Source organism: Sphingobium subterraneum, assembly GCF_014199435.1.
Classification (GTDB): domain Bacteria; phylum Pseudomonadota; class Alphaproteobacteria; order Sphingomonadales; family Sphingomonadaceae; genus Sphingobium; species Sphingobium subterraneum.
Genome location: NZ_JACIJP010000001.1, coordinates 131,421 through 148,552, shown reverse-complemented (window position 1 = coordinate 148,552; position 17,132 = coordinate 131,421). Strand labels below are relative to the sequence as shown.

The window sequence follows — 17,132 nt, the reverse complement described above, 5'->3', positions numbered from 1 at the left end:
CGAACGGAAACGGGCCTTTTTCTTCGTCCCTTACCCGCCCCGCAATAACGCCACCGCCGCATCCCGCTCGAACAGATAGAGGCACGTCCGCGCTGCCTGCCCGCGCGGCGAGTCCAGACCGCCGTCGCGGTCGATCAAAAGCCGTGCATCGTCGCGGGCCATGTCGATCAGCGCACTGATGTCCTCGGGCTGCGCGAGGCGGAAGCGCGCATCGCCCGACTGGCGGGTGCCGAGCACCTCTCCCGCTCCGCGCAGGCGCAGGTCTTCCTCCGCCAGCCGGAACCCATCGTTGCTTTCCCGCATCAACGCGAGCCGTGAGCGCGCCGTTTCACTCAGGCCATTGGCGCGCAACAACAGGCACACCGAAGCCTTGTCCCCCCGCCCCACGCGTCCGCGCAGCTGGTGCAACTGGGCAAGGCCAAAACGGTCCGCACCCTCGATAATCATGAGCGTCGCATTGGGCACATCGACGCCGACCTCGATCACGGTGGTCGCCACCAGCACGCTCGCCCCGCCGCTGGCAAAGCGCGCCATGACGGCATCTTTCTCCGGCCCCTTCATCCGCCCATGGACGAGGGCGATCGCCTCACCGAAACGCATCTGCAGCGCCGCCGCGCGCGCTTCCGCCGCCGCCTGATCGCTCTTCTCGCTTTCCTCGACCAGCGGACACACCCAGTAAGCCTGCCCCCCGCCCGCGATATGCCGACCCAGCGCCTCGACGACCTCGTCAATCCGGTCGACAGAAAGAACGCTGGTCTTGATCGGCTGGCGGCCCGGCGGCATTTCGTCGAGCCGCGACACCTCCATGTCGCCATAATAAGTGAGGGTCAGCGTGCGCGGGATCGGCGTGGCGGTCATAACCAGCGTATGCGGGTTCAGCTCTGCCTTCGCTGCCAACATCATGCGCTGGACGACGCCGAAACGGTGCTGCTCGTCGATCACCACCAGCCCCAGCCGCCGATAATTCACCGTCTCCTGGAAGATGGCGTGCGTGCCGACCAGGATATCGATGCTGCCGTCCGCCAGCCCCATCAGCGTCGCCTCGCGCACCTTGCCCTTGTCCCGCCCGGTGAGGATCGCGATGTTGACGGGCACGCCAGATAGCATTTTCTGCAACGTCGCATAATGTTGCCGCGCGAGAATTTCCGTGGGGGCGAGCATCGCCCCCTGCATCCCCGCCTCCACAGCGCCGAGCAGCGCCATTAGCGCCACCCACGTCTTGCCGGACCCGACGTCTCCCTGCAACAGACGCAGCATCGGCGAGGATTGGGCAATGTCGCCATCGATCTCGGCCACAGCGCGCCGTTGCGCACCTGTCGGCGCAAAGGGAAGTCGCACGGCGTCGCGCAGCCGTCCATCCGGCGCAATCGGCACGGCCCGCCGCCGCCGCGACGCCGCGCGCACCAGCATCAGCGCGAGTTGCCCCGCAAAAATCTCGTCATAGGAGAGCCGTTTGCGCGCATCCTGCGCATCCGGGCTGTGGTGGGCGGAAACCAGCGCATTCCGCCAATCTTTCCACCCATGCCGCGCCAGCACGGACGGCTCGATCCATTCGGGCAGATCTGGCGCGCGCTCCAGCGCCTGCCCCACCAGATCGCGCATCCGCGCAGCGGTCAGCCCCTCCGACAGCGGATAGACCGGCTCACGCAGCAGGATGGCGCCTGCATCGCCCTCTTCCGCCACGTCCGGGTGGACGATCTGCAATTCCTGTCCGTACTGCTCCAGTTTTCCGGAAATGACCCGCGCCCCTCCCAGCGGGAGCAGCTTGCGGGGCCAGCCGCTGTTCTTGCCGAAGAAGGTCAGCGTCACGAAATTTCCCGCCGCATCGCTCGCCAGCACGCGGAACGGCGCGCGGATACTGCCTGATGCACGGTAATCGGTCGGCGTCACCGTCACGACAATCACCTGCCCGACATCGGCGGCATCGAGCGTGCTGACCCGCTTCCGCTCCACCCATCCCGTCGGCAGGTGGAACGCCAGATCGACCATCCGCGACAGCCCCAGGCGGTCGAGCGGCTTGCCCAGCGCATTCCCGACGCCTTTCAGCGCCGAAATTTCGGTAAACAGCGGATTGAGAAGTTCGGGTCGCATAGCTATTGCCGTCCCTATCTTATGGCACCGGACGGATCAAATATCCCTGTCCGGCGCTTCTGCATGGAAATGAGTAGACTTTATGGACGACAATCCCCGCCGCCGCCGCCTGCAATTCCGCGCGTGGCATCGCGGCACCAAGGAAGCGGACCTGATGATGGGCGGTTTCTTCGATCGCTATGGCGCCGGCTGGAGCGAGGACGAGATCGCGTGGTTCGAAGTCCTCCTCGAAGAACAGGATGTCGACATCATGGCGTGGGTGCTGGGCACCCAGAGCATTCCGGAGCGTTTCCAGGGACCGATGATGGACGCGTTCTGCAAGCTCGATTTCATCCCCATCGCCGAATGACGCCTGCCGGAACATAAATTAGTGACCGACCTTCCCCGCATCATCAAGGCACGCAATCCCCTTACCCTGTCGGGAGTACCGGCGGGGTTCCTGCCGTGGATGCTGGCTGACCTTGCACGCGCGGCCTTTGGCGGGGCAGGCAAAACGCGCGCCGTCTATATCGCGCCGGACGAGCTGGCGATGCTGGCCGTGGCGGATGCGGCGGATTGGTTCGCGCCGGAGATCGACATCATCCGGATACCGGGCTGGGACTGTCTGCCCTATGACCGCGCCTCTCCCTCGCTGCGCTCCGCCTCCGCGCGTCTGGCCGGGCTACACGCCATACAGGGTGCGCCCAAGACCGCGCAGCTTGTCGTCACCACCGTCAGCGCTGTCACCCAGCGGACCCTCACGCCCTTCCGGGTCCGACAACTGGTCGCGAAGCTTGCTCCGGGTGAACGCATTGCACTCGACCGCCTGATCACGCTCCTGCAGGCCAATGGCTATGTCCGCACCGACACCGTGCATGACGCGGGCGAATATGCCGTGCGCGGCGGCATCGTCGACCTGTTCCCCGGCGGCGCGGAACAGCCGTTGCGCCTCGATTTCTTTGGCGATGAGATCGAGACACTGCGTAGCTTCGACCCCGGCGACCAGCGCACGACCGGCAATGTCGAGAGCTTCACCCTGCTCCCCGCTTCGGAAGTGCTGCTCGACGAGGATAATATCAAGCGCTTCCGCGGCCGCTATCGCGAACTGTTCGGGGCGACCGCGACCGGGGATCCCCTTTATCAGGCGATCAGCGACGGCCGTCGCCTCTCCGGCATGGAGCATTGGCTGCCCCTGTTCGAGGAACGCCTCGTCCCCCTCTCCGAGCATTGGGGCGAAGATGCGGTCGTCGTGCGCGATGGCGGCGTGACCGGCGCGGCCGATGCGCGGCTCGACGCAATCACGGATTATCACGCCAACCGCGTCACCGCCAAGGGCACGGATCCCGGCTCCTACCGTCCGCTCGGACCGGACCAGCTTTATCTGACAAGGCCGGAATGGGATGGCATGATCGCCAGCCAGCCGATCCACATCACGTCCCCGTTCCATGAACCGGAAAGCGCTTCGGTCATCGACTTTGGCGTGGAAAACGCCCGGGATTTTGCGCCTGAGCGTGCGCAGAACGCCAATGTCTATGACGCGGTTGCGGTCCACATCGACAATCTGGCCAGAGCGGGCAAGAAGGTCGTCATTGCCAGCTACTCCAAAGGCGCGCGCGAGCGGCTTTCGGGGCTGCTGACAGACCACAAGGTCAAGCGCATCGCCAGCGCAGACAACTGGCAGGAAGCGCAAGGTGTCTCCGCCAAGGGGCCAGTCGCCCTTGTTGTCCTCCCGCTGGACCATGGCTTTACCGCGCCCGACATCGCGGTGCTGACCGAGCAGGACATGCTGGGCGACCGTCTCGTCCGCCGCGCCAAGCGCAAGAAGAGCGCCGACGCGTTCCTTGCCGAACTCGCGACGCTGACACCGGGCGATCTGGTCGTCCATATGGACCACGGCATCGGGCGCTATGAGGCCCTGACGTCGATCCCGGTCGGCAATGCCCCGCATGATTGCGTCGCGCTGGAATATGCCGGCGGCGACAAGCTTTACGTGCCGGTCGAAAATATCGACGTGCTGTCGCGCTACGGGTCGGAAAGCGAAGGCGTCGCGCTGGACCGGCTGGGCGGCGAAGCATGGCAGCGACGCAAGGCGAAGATGAAGGAGCGCATCCGCGAGATAGCGGGTGAATTGCTCAAGGTCGCCGCCGAACGCGCGCTGCGCCCCGCTCCTGTCGCGGAGCCCGATGCGGGCGGATATCCGGCGTTCGTCGACCGCTTCCCCTATCAGGAAACCGACGATCAGGACCGCGCCATTGCCGACGTGATCGAGGATCTGGGCGCAGGCAAGCCGATGGACCGGCTAGTGTGCGGCGATGTCGGCTTCGGCAAGACCGAGGTCGCCCTACGCGCGGCGTTCGTCGCGGCGATGGCGGGGATGCAGGTCGCGCTCATCTGCCCCACGACGCTGCTCGCCCGCCAGCACCATCGTAACTTCGTCGAACGCTTCGGCGGCTTCCCGATGAAGATCGGCCGCCTGTCCCGCCTTGTCCCGGCGGCGGAAGCCAAGGCGACCAAGGAAGGACTGGCGGACGGCACGCTCGACATTGTCGTCGGCACCCACGCGCTCCTCACCAAGGGGCTGGAGTTCAAGCGGCTGGGCCTTGTGATCGTCGACGAGGAACAGCGCTTTGGCGTCACCCACAAGGAACGGCTGAAGCAGCTCAAGACCGACGTCCACGTCCTCACCCTCACCGCAACCCCGATTCCGCGCACGCTGCAAATGGCCATGTCGGGGTTGCGCGAACTCTCGGTCATCCAGACACCGCCCGTCGACCGGCTCGCCGTGCGCACCTATGTCATGCCGTGGGACGGCGTCGTCATCCGCGAAGCGCTGCTGCGCGAGCATTATCGGGGCGGGCAGAGCTTCTTCGTCGTGCCGCGCATCGCGGACCTGCCCGAGATCGAGGAATATCTGCTGGGACAGGTGCCCGAAGTACGCGCCGTTGTCGCCCACGGCCAGATGAGTGCCACGGAAGTCGAGGAACGGATGGCATCCTTCTACGACAAGAAATATGATGTGCTGCTCTCCACAACCATCGTGGAAAGCGGCCTCGACATCCCCAGCGCCAACACCCTCATCATCCACCGTGCCGACCGCTTCGGTCTGGCCCAGTTGTATCAGCTGCGCGGGCGCGTCGGCCGGTCCAAGACGCGCGCTTACGCCTATATGACGACGCCTGCCGACCGGATCATCACGGAAACGGCGGAAAAACGCCTCAAGGTGCTGTCGGATCTCGATACGCTGGGTGCAGGGTTCCAGCTCGCCAGCCACGACCTCGACATTCGCGGCGCGGGCAATCTGGTGGGCGACGAGCAGTCCGGCCATATCCGCGAGGTCGGCTTCGAGCTCTATCAGTCCATGCTGGAGGACGCGATCCTGGAGGCGAAGGCCGGTGGCTCCACCAGCTTCACGCCGCGCGACGCGTTCTCGCCGCAGATTACCATCGACGCACCGATCATGATCCCGGAAGACTATGTACCGGACCTCGACCTGCGCATGGGCCTCTATCGCCGCCTCAACGACCTGGAAGACGCCCACGCCATCGAAGCATTCGCGGCCGAGATGATCGACCGCTTCGGTTCTCTACCCGAAGCGACGCAGAACCTGCTGACCCTCATCCAGATCAAACAAAATTGTGTGGCGGCGGGCATCTCCCGCCTCGACGTCGGTGGCAAGGGGGCGCTCGTCACCTTCCACAATGACAGTTTCGCTGACCCGATGGGCCTTATCGCCTATGTCCAGCGCCTGTCCGGCACGGCCAAGCTGCGGCCGGACAACAAACTGGTCATCACGCGCGCCTGGCCGCAACCCGCCGCGCGCCTGCATGCGGGGCTGCAACTGTCAAAGGGATTGGCGAAGGTGGCGGAGAATGGGCTGGCGGCCGTGTCGTCCTAGCGGCCGCCTCGTCGTCCGCTGACGGGGTGTAATGTCCCCTGGCGATGTTCGAACCTGTCCTGTCGGACGTGTTGCGCTCACCGTTGGCGGACAGCTTATGACCTATCCGAAACACTGCAAAAGAAACTCGGCGCGGTCCCGGTGCATGGCCTGGTGGGTGCGTCCCTGCGCGAAATCCAGAGCACGCGCCCCCATCTCAGCCAAGCTATCGCGAGCCGTCGTGATCTCGGTCAGCCGCTCGGCCAACTCGACCACGGAGCCAGGCGTAAAGAGAAGTGCGGTTTCATTCTCCCGCGTGACCTGGACAATACCGGCAGTGCGACTTGCAATACAGGGAAGGCCTTGGCTAAACCCGTCGTAGATGATCCGCGGCTGCTCTTGGGAGAGATTGGCGACAAGGAAGGCATCATACTGCCTCATTAAAGTGAATAACGGCGCGCCGTAAGGCACCTGTTCGATGAACGACATTTCTACATTTCGACCGGGATGTGCCGCAATGAAGGCGAGTATTTCGTCCTTCATCGGCCCGGCGCCGATGACATCGACGACGAGCGATGGCGTATGAGCGCCATCGCCAAGTTGCAGCTCAACAAGCGTAACCGCTTGAAGCAGCGTATCCAAGCCTTTCTCTTTAATCAGTCGAGTGGGCATGAGCACCCGGACAGGACCGGTTCGCGTTCTTTTTTGTGCGTGAAAAGCGACATCATCGAAGATATCGGCTTCGTCGACCCATACCGCTTCGTTAACCAACGTCCTGCTGCGCTCGTCTTGCAATATCTGCTGCCGATACCATTCGGAAGTAAACAGGCGTGCATCCGCGTTGCGCATACACTTACGAACAAGGAACAGAGTAATATGATGACGCAGGCGCTCTCTCAGGGATCCTCGCGCAGTCGCCGGTAACATCCAGAAGGACGACTCCATGTTGATTACCCATTGAAAGCGCAAAAATGTCCGAAGCGGCAGGATGTAATACGACAAGGGAAAGGGCCAGCCCGCAGCGTCGCTATGGACAATTTCGGTGCTTCGAACGGCCCGGTACACGGCCCAGAAATCCGGGAAAAAATTGGCAAATACTCGCGCCCATCCGCCTTTTCTGCCCAATCGATGAACCCGCGTTGCGTCCAGTCTCGACAAAAGTTGCCAATCTTCGGGCGGCACTTCACCGTTTTCCACCGGGCAACAAATATGAAAATCGCGAATATAGTCGAAATGCCGTTCGAGATCTTTCGCCCACAATCTTTCTACAAAGCATTGGCCAGATGCGTCGACAAACATCGGGATCCACGAAAATAGCGTGTACCGCATTTCAATGCATGGCGATGTCTCTCTACTGCTCCCTTTTTTCGAAGTCAGCACACATTCTTCCCCTGCCATCAACGCCCCCGCGATGTTATAATAAAAATAATCTGAACCCTAATAATGAAGTTCCATTATCTTTCAATCACAGTCCTTATCTGAAACGATGGTTGAAAATGCGTTGATAACAATGGATTTTCATTCATCACATTGGAACTTCCGTAAATATCAGGATCAACGAATGCTTGACACGAGCGCCACGAGCTCAGGACTCTCAACGCCGGCGGACCGCAGGAAGCCCTGATAGATATCGCACCCCTCGCGCGCCAAGAGCGCAAGTTCCTCTTCCCGCTCCACGCCTTCCGCCACGACGGTCAGCGCCAGCGACTTCGCCATCGCAATGATACCACGCACAATCAGCCGGTCGCGCGGCGCACCGGCAATGTCCCGCGTCAGTCCGCTGTCGATCTTCAAATAGTCCGGGTGTAGCGCCTTTAGATAAGCAAGGCTCGAATAACCTGTGCCGAAATCGTCGATCGCCACGCGCAGCCCCTCGCCCCGCAGCGACCGCAGCACGTCGCCCGCCAGCCGCAGGTTCTGGATCAATCCACTCTCGGTAATCTCGACCGTCAGGCGTTCGCGGGGAAAGCCGCTTTCCGCCACCATCGCCAACAGGCGCGGCAGGAAATCCTCCTGCGCGATATCGTTGGCCGTGACGTTGATCGAGAGCCGCAGACCATCCAATGCATCAGGCCATGCTCCCGCCTGCTGCAATGCCTCGCGCTGAATGTGACGGGACAGTGGCAGCAGATAGTCCGACCGCTCCGCCGCATCGAACAGCATCGCCGCGCCCAGCTGCCCCAACTGGCGATGGTTCCAGCGTGCCAGCGCCTCGACGCCGACGATGCGGTCGTCGCTGCTTGCATATTGCGGCTGAAACAGAATGCCGATCTCACCGCGCTCCAGCGCAAGCCGCAAATCAGCGTCCAGCCGGTCCGGATCCACCCCCCGCCCACGCCGGTCGGCTGAGCGGATGCAGATATCGCCTGCTCCGTTGCGCCGTGCGTCGGCGAGCGCGCCATTCGCCCGGCGGATCAGTCGTCCGGCGTCATCGCCAGCCAGCGCCTCCGCCACGCCGCACCGCGCCGTCAGACGGATCGTCTGTGCGCCGACGACGAACGGCCGCGCGACCGCTGCGTGGATCTGCCGCGCGAGCATCAGCGCGTGTTCCTGCCCGCTTGCATCCTCCCGAACCGGCAAGGCGACGAGATATTCCGCGCCGCCCATCCGCGCGACAAGCGCACCGTTCCAGCCAGCCGCCTGCACGATCCGGGTGATCCGCCCCGCAGCACGGGCAAGCAGGGCATCGCCCACCACCGGCCCATAGGCCGCATTGATGCTTTCGAACTGGCTGATACCGATCAGCAGGCACGTCGACACCGCGCGCGCCGCCAGTGCGTGATCAAGCCATGCCATGGCCGCCTGTCGATCGGTCAGGCCGGTGAGGAAGTCCATTCCGGACCGGTTTCCCCCGGCAACCGGTGCCACAGGCTGGGCGTCGCAGCGCAACCTCCGGGCCACTCCCTCCGCAAGATGCAGCACCGTCCCCAGCTCTTCATCGCTGAATGGCGCAACCAGCATATGCGTGACGCCCTCAGCCGCAAGGCGTACCGTCTTGTCCGCGTCTGCCGCGTCGACCAGGACGACGAGTGCGCTGTCGGTGACATCCACGGCGCGGGCCATGTCAGCGATCCAGCGAGAAGGAGTACGCACGCCGCGCAGGTCGACCAACGCCACATGGGCCTGACTGGTCATAAAGCGCTCGGCGGCACCAGCTTTCCGGCGCGCAGCGATCGCACGCCATCCGCACGCGGTCGCGCGTTCGCACAGTGCGTCACGATCCGACCGTGACAGAATAAACAGGCTGGGGGCCGCGCGATCCATTGCTCTTTCCCCTTCCTCCCGACCTGCAAAACCAGAGCCTTAGTGGCAAGATGTTACCGAGCCATTAGCCTGACGCAAAGGCTATTCGGCCAACGCGGCCTTGCACGGCGGTGCGTCCTGCCCTAGCTAGGATGCATGACGGCTCTCTCGCCCTCTCCCGCATCGTTGGTCGACGGCTTTGGCCGCCGCATAGACTATCTGCGTATCTCGGTTACGGATCGCTGCGACTTGCGCTGCCGCTATTGCATGGCGGAGAAGATGACCTTCCTGCCGCGCAAGGACGTGCTCACGCTCGAAGAAATTGCGATCATGGCCGACCGCTTCATTGCACGGGGCGTCCGTAAAATCCGGCTGACCGGCGGCGAGCCGCTGGTGCGGCGCGACTTCGGGGATCTTGCGCATCGCATCGGTCGCCATCTGTCCACCGGCGCGCTCGACGAACTGACGCTGACGACCAACGGCACTCGGCTGGCCGAACATACCGATATGCTGGTGCGTGCCGGCATTCGACGCATCAATGTCAGTCTCGATTCGCTCGATCCTGACATCTACCGCCATATCACTCGGGGGGGCGACCTTGCCGGGACGCTGGCGGCCATGGACGTTGCTCGGCGGGCGGGCCTCGCCATCAAGATCAACGCTGTCGCCCTGCGCGGCCTTAACGACCAGGGTTTTCTCGACATGCTCCGCTGGTGCGATGCGCAGGGCCATGATCTGACGCTCATTGAGACCATGCCGCTCGGCGCGATCGATGAGGACCGGTCGGACCGCTATCTTCCCTTGAGCAAAGCGGTCGAGCAGATCGAACAGGCTCACCCGCTGGCGCCATTGCCCTATCGCAGCGGCGGCCCGGCCCGTTATTTCCAGCCGCAAGGCATGGGCATCCGCCTCGGCCTCATCACGCCGCTCAGCAACAATTTCTGCGCAGGCTGCAACCGCATGCGCCTCACTTGCGAGGGCAAGATCTTCATGTGTCTGGGCCATGAGGATCACATCGACCTCAAAGCGGCGTTTCGCGAGGGCGGAGCCGACGCGATCGATGCGCTGCTCGACCGGGCGCTGATCCGCAAGCCGCTGGCGCATGAATTCGCCATCAGCGACGGCCAGACCGGCGGCCAAACCCAACGGCACATGAGCGTCACCGGCGGATGAGCGGAGACGTGCGTCGTGCGCTCGTCGCGTCCACCACCCCCGGCGCGCGCGCGGCAGAGGATCGGCTGCGCGGCGCATACGACTTCGTGCCGCTGGCCGACGCGGAAATGGTGATCGCGCTGGGCGGCGACGGCTTCATGCTGCAAACGCTGCACCACATGCTGGAAAACCGTTCGATAATGCCGATCTTCGGCATGAACCTGGGCACGGTCGGTTTTCTGATGAACGAATGGCGGCTGGAGCGGCTGGAACAGCGGATTGCTGCTGCCAAGCCGTTCAAGGTCAGCCCACTGCGCATGACCGTAACGACCATCGATGGCGAGGAACTCTCGCTTCCCGCCATCAACGAGGTGTCGCTGCTGCGCGAAACACGCCAGACCGCCAAGCTGGAAGTCGCCGTCAACGACCGCGTTGTGATTCCCGAACTGGTGTGCGATGGCGTCCTGGTGGCAACCCCGGCCGGATCGACCGCCTATAATCTGTCTGCGCAGGGTCCGATTCTGCCGCTGGGTTCCGGCCTCATTGCGTTGACGCCCATCAGCCCCTTCCGCCCCCGGCGCTGGCGCGGCGCGATCCTGCCGGAAAATACCCGCGTCACCTTCCGTGTCATCGATCCGCAAAAGCGGCCGGTCAGCGCCGTGGGTGACCAGCGCGAAGTGCGTGATGTATCGCATGTGGCCGTAAGCATCGATCGCACCACGCCGCTCACCCTGCTGTTTGACCCCGAACATACGCTCGACGACCGCATCGCCGCCGAACAATTTATTACCTGACCCGCTTGCCCCTCTTGCCATCGGGCAAAAGCCGCTGCTATAGGCGCGGCCTGCCCAGCGAGAGCCGGGCTGCTCCCTGATAGCTCAGCGGTAGAGCATTCGACTGTTAATCGAATGGCCGTAGGTTCGAATCCTACTCAGGGAGCCAACATCCTTTCCAGCACCGCTCCATAGCATCCAAGCAAAGCCGAGTTTTCTGCAGTATTTGGATGTTACCCCGTACAAGGGTGTCCAGCCGTGTCGCAAGGTAGCCGGAAAATTTGGGCCAGATTGGGGGCCATATCGGCGAGGACCCATCTGAATCAGGAAGATCGCGCCTATTGCGTTGACCGATGCCGCCTCCGTCAGCGCGTGGACCAAAGCGTGTACGATATTTTCTGACGCCGCTCTAATATCGTCCATTAGCACGCTTGTTTGCGTCAAATTCCGGATAGAAACACTTTCATCCGCACAAAGGCCTCAGGGGTCAAGTCGATGAAGACTCGACGACGATCTGCCGGATCGTCATCGCGGACCACAATCCCGCGCTCAGTAAGAAGAGAAATCCAGCGCAGTGCCGTAGTTGCAGGGACAGATGCGGCGACACACAGGCTCGAAACACTTATCCGTTCACCCCGCCCGCGAGCCGTGAAAAGATCGAGCATCATGTCCCAGGCCGGTTCGCCAAACAATTCCCTGCCGAACATCTCATCGCGACGGCGTCGAATTTGATACAGATCTCGCGCTGTTGCCGAAGGAAACGCAAACACAGCGTCGGTTATGTCGTCCCCGTGGCTTACGATGTCGGAAAGAAGGGACGGCCGCTGCCGAATTTCCTGAGCGAGATGGCCTACAGGCGAAGTCGGATCATCGCTGATCAAGTCCGGAATTTTGCTCATGGATATCTCGCTTATGTATTTCAACCGAAGCCCTAGGCAATGCCAGCACGGCGGTCCGCTGCAATGCCGATGGCCATGATGATCAGCTCAGGCAGGCTCCAAAACGACTGCATGGAAAAATAGAGATCGGGATCAAGATCTTTCACCCCGACGGTAGCAAAATGAGTAGCAATGCTGCCAATGTGCAAACCCACCATCCAAACAGGCCAGTAGAACTGCGTTTGGAGCGCCACCCGGGCGAGGCCAATCAACAACAGAACGTCGATCAGAAGCGCCCATACGTTGGTGTGGGTCCATTCCTGTGGGGAACCAGCTGGAATGCTCACCAGCCCGGCAAGAATAAACATTGCCGATACCGTCCGCCCATCCCGGCCGCCCTTGATTATCGAATATCCACAGCAGAACAGCACGAGGCCCGTGAAGAGAATATTTTTCATTCACTGATGTCTGCGGCGTAATATTCCACAGTCAACCCTTGGCTATTGTGCACCCAGACCAAGATCCTCGCGAAGGGCTTCCCAATTCCGATCCCCGACAGGATTTTCCTTGCTTCCCCGTATCCACCACCCCCTGGCAACGATATCGAGATTATTGTTTTTCTGAATGGCGAGAAGCTGGAGGTTGGCTTCCTGGAAGCCCTCCCGCACCGAAGCCCGGAGGCACGCGCTGCTTGTTGAAGCTTTGGCGGTATCGCAGAACGTTGTGACGGTGTCGCTGGCAATCACTTGGCCAGCTGTGTGCGTAATATGGATCATAGCTATCCTCTCGCGCCGTTGCACGGCACGTCCTCGCGTTCTGAAAATGGGCTGGTTTAGGCGAGCGCTTTGAGCGCCTGGCTCAAGAAAAGAACAAGGGCAATGAAGACTGTGACGCTCCAGAAGGCAATTTTGATTGCGGCAGTAATCCGCTGTCCGGTCGTCGTGTCATTGATCTTTCCTCCGAAACCTGGCGGCAATAACGTTCGCCATCCCTGCCCGCCATTTCGTGAAACAGACGGAGGACTGATCTCCGTCGGCCCATCGATTGCCCCGCTATCGGAGGGAATGACAAGGGGTTCCGATTGTGATCCCAAAAGCTGGGAGTGTTCAAACTGGAGAAAAATGCGGGCGGCGTCGCGCCGATTCTGCCCACTCAGTTTAGCGGTCGCGGATTTGAGATAGGTATCGACGGTGGCAGGAGAAAGGCGGAGTTTCTGCGCGATTTCCTTTGACGTCATGTTCTGCGCGACAAGGCGAAGACACGATTTTTCTGCTTCTTTCAGGTTATTAGGAATCACAGCATACGTCCCCCGACGTTATGCATAGCGCCTGCATATATCCGTTGTGGAGTCAGTTCTTCCGGAATCCGACACAATTCTTGCGGGTCGGGAGGACGCGGCAACGGCCTGTTCGGCTGAAGGCCTGGCGCCCCCATGGGAACGGCCATAGCGCAGACTCGAGCACCGTTTATCGCTCATGCCCGCACGGATAGCTGAAGTGTCGGTCGCGAATCTCTCCGGTACCCAAAACGGGAGGGCTTTTCTCTAGCCCTAGCTGTGGTCGGTCCACCGAGAGCCACATGTGCCGAGCCTCGGCACATCGCGTCATTCCTTGCGCTCGACGATCCGCATCATGCCCTCCTGGGCGCTCGACACGATCAGGCGGCCTTCCCGGTTGAAGATCATGCCGCGGCCCAGTCCACGCCCGCCGCCCGCCCGGGGGCTTTCCGTGGTGTAAAGCATCCACTCGTCGGCCCGCATGTCCTCATGAAACCACAGCGCGTGGTCGATGCTCGCATGTTGCATCGGAACGTCGCGATGGCGCATGCTGGCGGAGGAAAGCAGGGAGATATCGGTGACGAAGGACACGATCACCCGGTGCATCGCTTGCGAACAGTCGAGCGATGCGCGAGTCCTGAACCAGAAGCCCAACTGCTCCGTCAGGTTTCCTCCAGGCAATCGCACCGGGCGGATGTCAAACGCAGCGAGCACCCGTGCGGCAACGCGCGCCATATGCGTGGCTTCGGGGTCTCCTGCGATCTTCATGGTGTCGAGCGGCGCACCGAGTTCCGGAGGCTTTACATCCGGGATCGCATGCCAGTGCTCCGGACCCCGCTCCATTCGGTGAAACGAGGCCGCAAGATTGAAGATCGGCCGGTCCTGCTGAATCGCCACAACACGCCGGTTGGAGAAGCTGCGGCCATCAAAGTCCGCCTCCACCCGATATTCGATTTCATGATCCTCGCTGCCAGGTCGCAGAAAATAGGCATGAAGGGAATGAACCGAACGGTCCTCTGCGACTGTTTTCGCGGCAGCCATCAGCGCCTGGGCGATCACTTGCCCGCCAAAGACACGACCTATGCCACCAATCTTGCGCGCGCCGACAAAGCGCATCTTATCCACGTGACGCACGTCCAGCAGCGTCAGCAGGCTGTCCACCTTTTCGCGGTCGGTTCGGTCGTCCTGCACCGGCTGGCTATCGCCATATTCGGATGTCATGTCCGGCTCTCCACCAGTGCGCTGTAGAGCATCGTCTTCCATTCCCTTCTGATCGTAAAGGCGCTCGACGGCATGGCCTGCGTCATCAACACGGCGACGATCCGCTCGACCGGATCGACGAAGAACGCAGTTGAGAGAAGCCCGCCCCAATAATATTCTCCCGCACTGCCTGGCATCATGGCACGCGCAGGATCCATGGTCACGGCAACACCAAGGCCAAAACCGACACCGGAATTCGTGCTTTCACTGAACAGGGACGTCGATACGCTCGCCAGATCCCCGCCGCCCGGAAGATGATTTTGCGTCATCAGATCGATCGTCTTGGGCGCAAGAATACGGACATCATCCACCGCGCCGCCGTTCAGCAGCATGGCGCAAAAGCGGCCATAGTCGGCACAACTCGACACCAGTCCTCCGCCGCCGGAATAACTACTGGGTCGACTCCGCCAGCGGCTGTTCGCGCCCCGGTCATACAAGGAAAGCGTCCCGTCCGGCCCTGCTTGCCACGCGTCGGTCAGGCGTGAGAGCTTATCCGGCGGCACCACGAAAAAGCTGTCGTCCATACCGAGCGGCGTAAAGATCATATCGGCAAAAAACTGCTCCAGCGTCACTCCCGATACCCGCTCGACCACCAGCCCCAGAATGTCGGTAGCGATCGAATAATTCCAGCCTTCCCCCGGCGAAAACAGCAGCGGCAGTTCCGCAATCGCGGCAATATACTCTTCGGGCGTGCGTTTCTGGTGAAAGACATCAAGTTGTCGCTCAGCATAGAGGCGATCGACCGCTGTGCACTCCTGAAAACTATAGGTGAAGCCTGCCGTATGGCGCATCAGGTCGATCATCAGCATGGGACGGGCGGCCAGAGGTGGTCCAGAGCGTGCGGACGGATCCGGTGCCGAGACAACTTCAAGACCGGCGAATTCCGGGATCACCGTTTGAACAGGTGTATCCAGCGCCACCAGACCACGCTCGACCAGCATCATGAATGCAACGGATGTCACCGGCTTTGTCATGGAAGCAATGCGGTACAGGGCGTCGGCGCTCAGTGCGTCCCCCGCCTCGTTCGCTCTGCCCGCCACCCAATCCAGCGCCTTTTCACCGTCTGCCCAGACCGCCAGTTGCAGGTGCGGCAGGCGGCCCGATTGAAGGTAATGGGCGTCAAGGCGCCGGCACATATGTTCGAGCCGACGCCCGTCAAAGCGGGTTGAGTGGCCGATCTCGATATCCATTAGTGCTGCCTCCTGACCGCCCAAGGTGTCGCCTACTCAAAAGGCTTTATGCAAGGAGTGCTTCAGGAGCAATGATTGCAATTCCTGCAATCGTGATCGTGCGCTTTGCGTTTGTGATATGTTGCAGCGCACCATAAATGCGCCCTTGCAGGACGACACAATCCCGAAAACGAGATTGGCGCGCTGCACGCAGGGAAATGGAGCACTATCATGAAGTATGTTTCCGAGATCGGATTCACGATCATCGCAGGCCTTGTTGCCGCGGCAGCGCCGGGCATGGTCTATCTCAGCCTGTTTGCGTGAAACGGATGGTCGCGGATTAGCCGCGACCGTCTCAACCGCAAGGCATTTCGTTCCGCCCCGCCACCAGAGATGGTGCGGGGCGGAATGATTCTGGGCACAAGTGCACTCACCCGCACAGAAAAAGGCCGGTGACGATCACCGGCCTTTTATCATTTGCAACAGCTCCTGTGCGCGGTCTGGCTCAAACGTTCGGAATCAGCTGATCCCCGCACCTTCGAGCCACATTATCAGCGCATGGTCACTTGTGTTTCGGTTTTCTTCATCGCCTCAGCGGTATCTTTCACCAGGAAAGACACGGGGCGCCCTCCAACCACACCGGACACGCGATTGCCCTTGATCCGGAGCGAAAAGGGACGTTGGTCGGGGGAGATGCTTCCCTTTACAATCGTGGATTCGCCGACGGCCTTCGTGGAATAAACGTAGGTCACGCCATCATACGTGAAGCTCTTCGCAGCATCTTCAGCGTGGGCAACAGTGGAACATGCAGCAACAAAAGTCGCGGCGGCAATAAAACGAGACAGCATTCGCATAAGATTTCTCCTTGTGAATGCCTGTCAAACACCCTTGTTTGTTTTGTTTCTTGCCACCGGAATGCTGTAGCGCAGCAATTTGTGCAAACGCAAAAAATGAAGAAGCAGTTGCACGTCACGCACACGGCATGGCTGTTGCGTTGCGCGCGCTTATGAACCCGTTACTGCGACAACGCGATAATGTGACGAAACTCCGCGGCCGAAACCGGGGAAACGGACAAGCGCGACTGCCGGATCATTGCCATATCGGCAAGAGCGGGGTCGGCCTTGATCGTCTTCAACGTGACCGGATGGTTCAGTTTCCGCACCGGCGCGACATGAACCGCGATCCACTTGCCGGTCTCGTCCGTACTGTCCTGCGCAGCCTCCTCCATAATTTCCATGATGCCGACCACTTCCAGCCCGACGTTGCTGTGATAGAAAAAAGCTTGGTCACCCTTCTTCATGGCCTTCATGTGGTTCTGCGCAAGATGATTGCGGACGCCGTCCCATTCGGCATTTCCCTTGGCGACCAGATCGTCCCACGAGAAAACGTCCGGTTCCGATTTCATCAGCCAATAGTGCATACCCATACCCCAGAAAG

15 protein-coding genes and 1 tRNA gene are annotated in these 17,132 nt (G+C 61.3%); 5 read left to right on the top strand and 11 right to left on the bottom strand.

The window, feature by feature from the left end; all coding sequences use genetic code 11:
* Positions 1-30 precede the first annotated feature (30 nt).
* The gene (gene recG, locus FHS92_RS00750; protein WP_184076589.1) at positions 31-2,091 is read right to left on the bottom strand and encodes an ATP-dependent DNA helicase RecG; all 2,061 of its coding nucleotides are present in this window, start codon (positions 2,089-2,091) and stop codon (positions 31-33) included.
* A gap of 82 nt (positions 2,092-2,173) precedes the next feature.
* Here recG and FHS92_RS00745 point away from each other — a divergent pair, with 82 nt between their 5' ends.
* Positions 2,174-2,440, top strand: coding sequence for an FAD assembly factor SdhE (locus FHS92_RS00745; protein WP_184076587.1), 267 nt, complete (start codon positions 2,174-2,176; stop codon positions 2,438-2,440).
* Positions 2,441-2,461: 21 nt separating this feature from the next.
* Positions 2,462-5,965 (top strand): transcription-repair coupling factor, encoded by a 3,504-nt coding sequence (gene mfd, locus FHS92_RS00740; RefSeq protein WP_184076585.1) that lies wholly within the window; start codon positions 2,462-2,464, stop codon positions 5,963-5,965.
* A 102-nt stretch (positions 5,966-6,067) separates the two neighbouring features.
* Here mfd and FHS92_RS00735 read toward each other — a convergent pair whose 3' ends face one another.
* Positions 6,068-7,243, bottom strand: coding sequence for a glycosyltransferase family 4 protein (locus tag FHS92_RS00735; protein ID WP_184076583.1), 1,176 nt, complete (start codon positions 7,241-7,243; stop codon positions 6,068-6,070).
* Positions 7,244-7,498: 255 nt separating this feature from the next.
* Positions 7,499-9,208, bottom strand: a complete 1,710-nt coding sequence (locus tag FHS92_RS00730; protein ID WP_184076581.1) for a putative bifunctional diguanylate cyclase/phosphodiesterase — start codon at positions 9,206-9,208, stop codon at positions 7,499-7,501.
* Between the two features lie 135 nt (positions 9,209-9,343).
* Here FHS92_RS00730 and moaA point away from each other — a divergent pair, with 135 nt between their 5' ends.
* The 3 genes from moaA to FHS92_RS00715 all read left to right on the top strand — a co-directional run bounded on the left by moaA (position 9,344) and on the right by FHS92_RS00715 (position 11,281).
* Entirely contained in the window at positions 9,344-10,360 is a 1,017-nt protein-coding gene (gene moaA, locus FHS92_RS00725; RefSeq protein ID WP_184076579.1) for a GTP 3',8-cyclase MoaA, read from the top strand.
* Positions 10,357-11,133: an NAD kinase gene (locus FHS92_RS00720; RefSeq protein ID WP_184076577.1), complete on the top strand. Its 777-nt coding sequence runs from the start codon at positions 10,357-10,359 to the stop codon at positions 11,131-11,133. Before moaA ends, FHS92_RS00720 begins: the two co-directional genes overlap by 4 nt.
* 73 nt (positions 11,134-11,206) lie before the next feature.
* Positions 11,207-11,281: transfer RNA gene (locus FHS92_RS00715), tRNA-Asn, on the top strand.
* Between the two features lie 271 nt (positions 11,282-11,552).
* On the opposite strand, the gene FHS92_RS00710 is transcribed toward FHS92_RS00715, so the two are convergent.
* The 8 genes from FHS92_RS00710 to FHS92_RS00675 form a co-directional block, all read right to left on the bottom strand.
* Positions 11,553-12,011 carry a winged helix DNA-binding protein gene (locus FHS92_RS00710; RefSeq protein ID WP_184076575.1) on the bottom strand — a complete coding sequence of 153 codons (459 nt, stop codon included), beginning with the start codon at positions 12,009-12,011 and terminating at the stop codon, positions 11,553-11,555.
* Between the two features lie 32 nt (positions 12,012-12,043).
* A complete protein-coding gene (locus FHS92_RS00705) occupies positions 12,044-12,448 on the bottom strand; it encodes a hypothetical protein (protein ID WP_184076573.1) in 405 nt (134 codons plus the stop codon).
* 42 nt (positions 12,449-12,490) lie between these two features.
* The gene (locus tag FHS92_RS00700; RefSeq protein WP_184076571.1) at positions 12,491-12,766 is read right to left on the bottom strand and encodes a hypothetical protein; all 276 of its coding nucleotides are present in this window, start codon (positions 12,764-12,766) and stop codon (positions 12,491-12,493) included.
* Between the two features lie 56 nt (positions 12,767-12,822).
* Positions 12,823-13,287 (bottom strand): LuxR C-terminal-related transcriptional regulator, encoded by a 465-nt coding sequence (locus tag FHS92_RS00695; RefSeq protein WP_184076569.1) that lies wholly within the window; start codon positions 13,285-13,287, stop codon positions 12,823-12,825.
* A 306-nt stretch (positions 13,288-13,593) separates the two neighbouring features.
* Positions 13,594-14,487, bottom strand: a complete 894-nt coding sequence (locus tag FHS92_RS00690; protein ID WP_184076567.1) for an acyl-CoA thioesterase — start codon at positions 14,485-14,487, stop codon at positions 13,594-13,596.
* Positions 14,484-15,716, bottom strand: a complete 1,233-nt coding sequence (locus FHS92_RS00685; protein WP_184076565.1) for a serine hydrolase domain-containing protein — start codon at positions 15,714-15,716, stop codon at positions 14,484-14,486. The genes FHS92_RS00690 and FHS92_RS00685 overlap by 4 nt, the downstream gene beginning before the upstream one ends.
* A gap of 530 nt (positions 15,717-16,246) precedes the next feature.
* A complete protein-coding gene (locus FHS92_RS00680; RefSeq protein WP_184076563.1) occupies positions 16,247-16,549 on the bottom strand; it encodes a hypothetical protein in 303 nt (100 codons plus the stop codon).
* Positions 16,550-16,710: 161 nt separating this feature from the next.
* On the bottom strand, positions 16,711-17,115 hold the full coding sequence (locus FHS92_RS00675) for an EVE domain-containing protein (protein ID WP_184076561.1): 405 nt from the start codon (positions 17,113-17,115) through the stop codon (positions 16,711-16,713).
* Between the last annotated feature and the right edge of the window lie 17 nt (positions 17,116-17,132).

What these genes read in the sequence shown, in the direction of transcription:
- recG (WP_184076589.1), bottom strand. Translation starts at nt 2,091, where the DNA reads ATGCGACCCGAACTTCTCAATCCGCTGTTTACCGAAATTTCGGCGCTG.
- FHS92_RS00745 (WP_184076587.1), top strand. Translation starts at nt 2,174, where the DNA reads ATGGACGACAATCCCCGCCGCCGCCGCCTGCAATTCCGCGCGTGGCAT.
- FHS92_RS00735 (WP_184076583.1), bottom strand. Translation starts at nt 7,243, where the DNA reads ATGTTTGTCGACGCATCTGGCCAATGCTTTGTAGAAAGATTGTGGGCG.
- FHS92_RS00730 (WP_184076581.1), bottom strand. Translation starts at nt 9,208, where the DNA reads ATGGATCGCGCGGCCCCCAGCCTGTTTATTCTGTCACGGTCGGATCGT.
- moaA (WP_184076579.1), top strand. Translation starts at nt 9,344, where the DNA reads ATGACGGCTCTCTCGCCCTCTCCCGCATCGTTGGTCGACGGCTTTGGC.
- FHS92_RS00720 (WP_184076577.1), top strand. Translation starts at nt 10,357, where the DNA reads ATGAGCGGAGACGTGCGTCGTGCGCTCGTCGCGTCCACCACCCCCGGC.
- FHS92_RS00710 (WP_184076575.1), bottom strand. Translation starts at nt 12,011, where the DNA reads ATGAGCAAAATTCCGGACTTGATCAGCGATGATCCGACTTCGCCTGTA.
- FHS92_RS00705 (WP_184076573.1), bottom strand. Translation starts at nt 12,448, where the DNA reads ATGAAAAATATTCTCTTCACGGGCCTCGTGCTGTTCTGCTGTGGATAT.
- FHS92_RS00700 (WP_184076571.1), bottom strand. Translation starts at nt 12,766, where the DNA reads ATGATCCATATTACGCACACAGCTGGCCAAGTGATTGCCAGCGACACC.
- FHS92_RS00690 (WP_184076567.1), bottom strand. Translation starts at nt 14,487, where the DNA reads ATGACATCCGAATATGGCGATAGCCAGCCGGTGCAGGACGACCGAACC.
- FHS92_RS00685 (WP_184076565.1), bottom strand. Translation starts at nt 15,716, where the DNA reads ATGGATATCGAGATCGGCCACTCAACCCGCTTTGACGGGCGTCGGCTC.
- FHS92_RS00680 (WP_184076563.1), bottom strand. Translation starts at nt 16,549, where the DNA reads ATGCGAATGCTGTCTCGTTTTATTGCCGCCGCGACTTTTGTTGCTGCA.
- FHS92_RS00675 (WP_184076561.1), bottom strand. Translation starts at nt 17,115, where the DNA reads ATGCACTATTGGCTGATGAAATCGGAACCGGACGTTTTCTCGTGGGAC.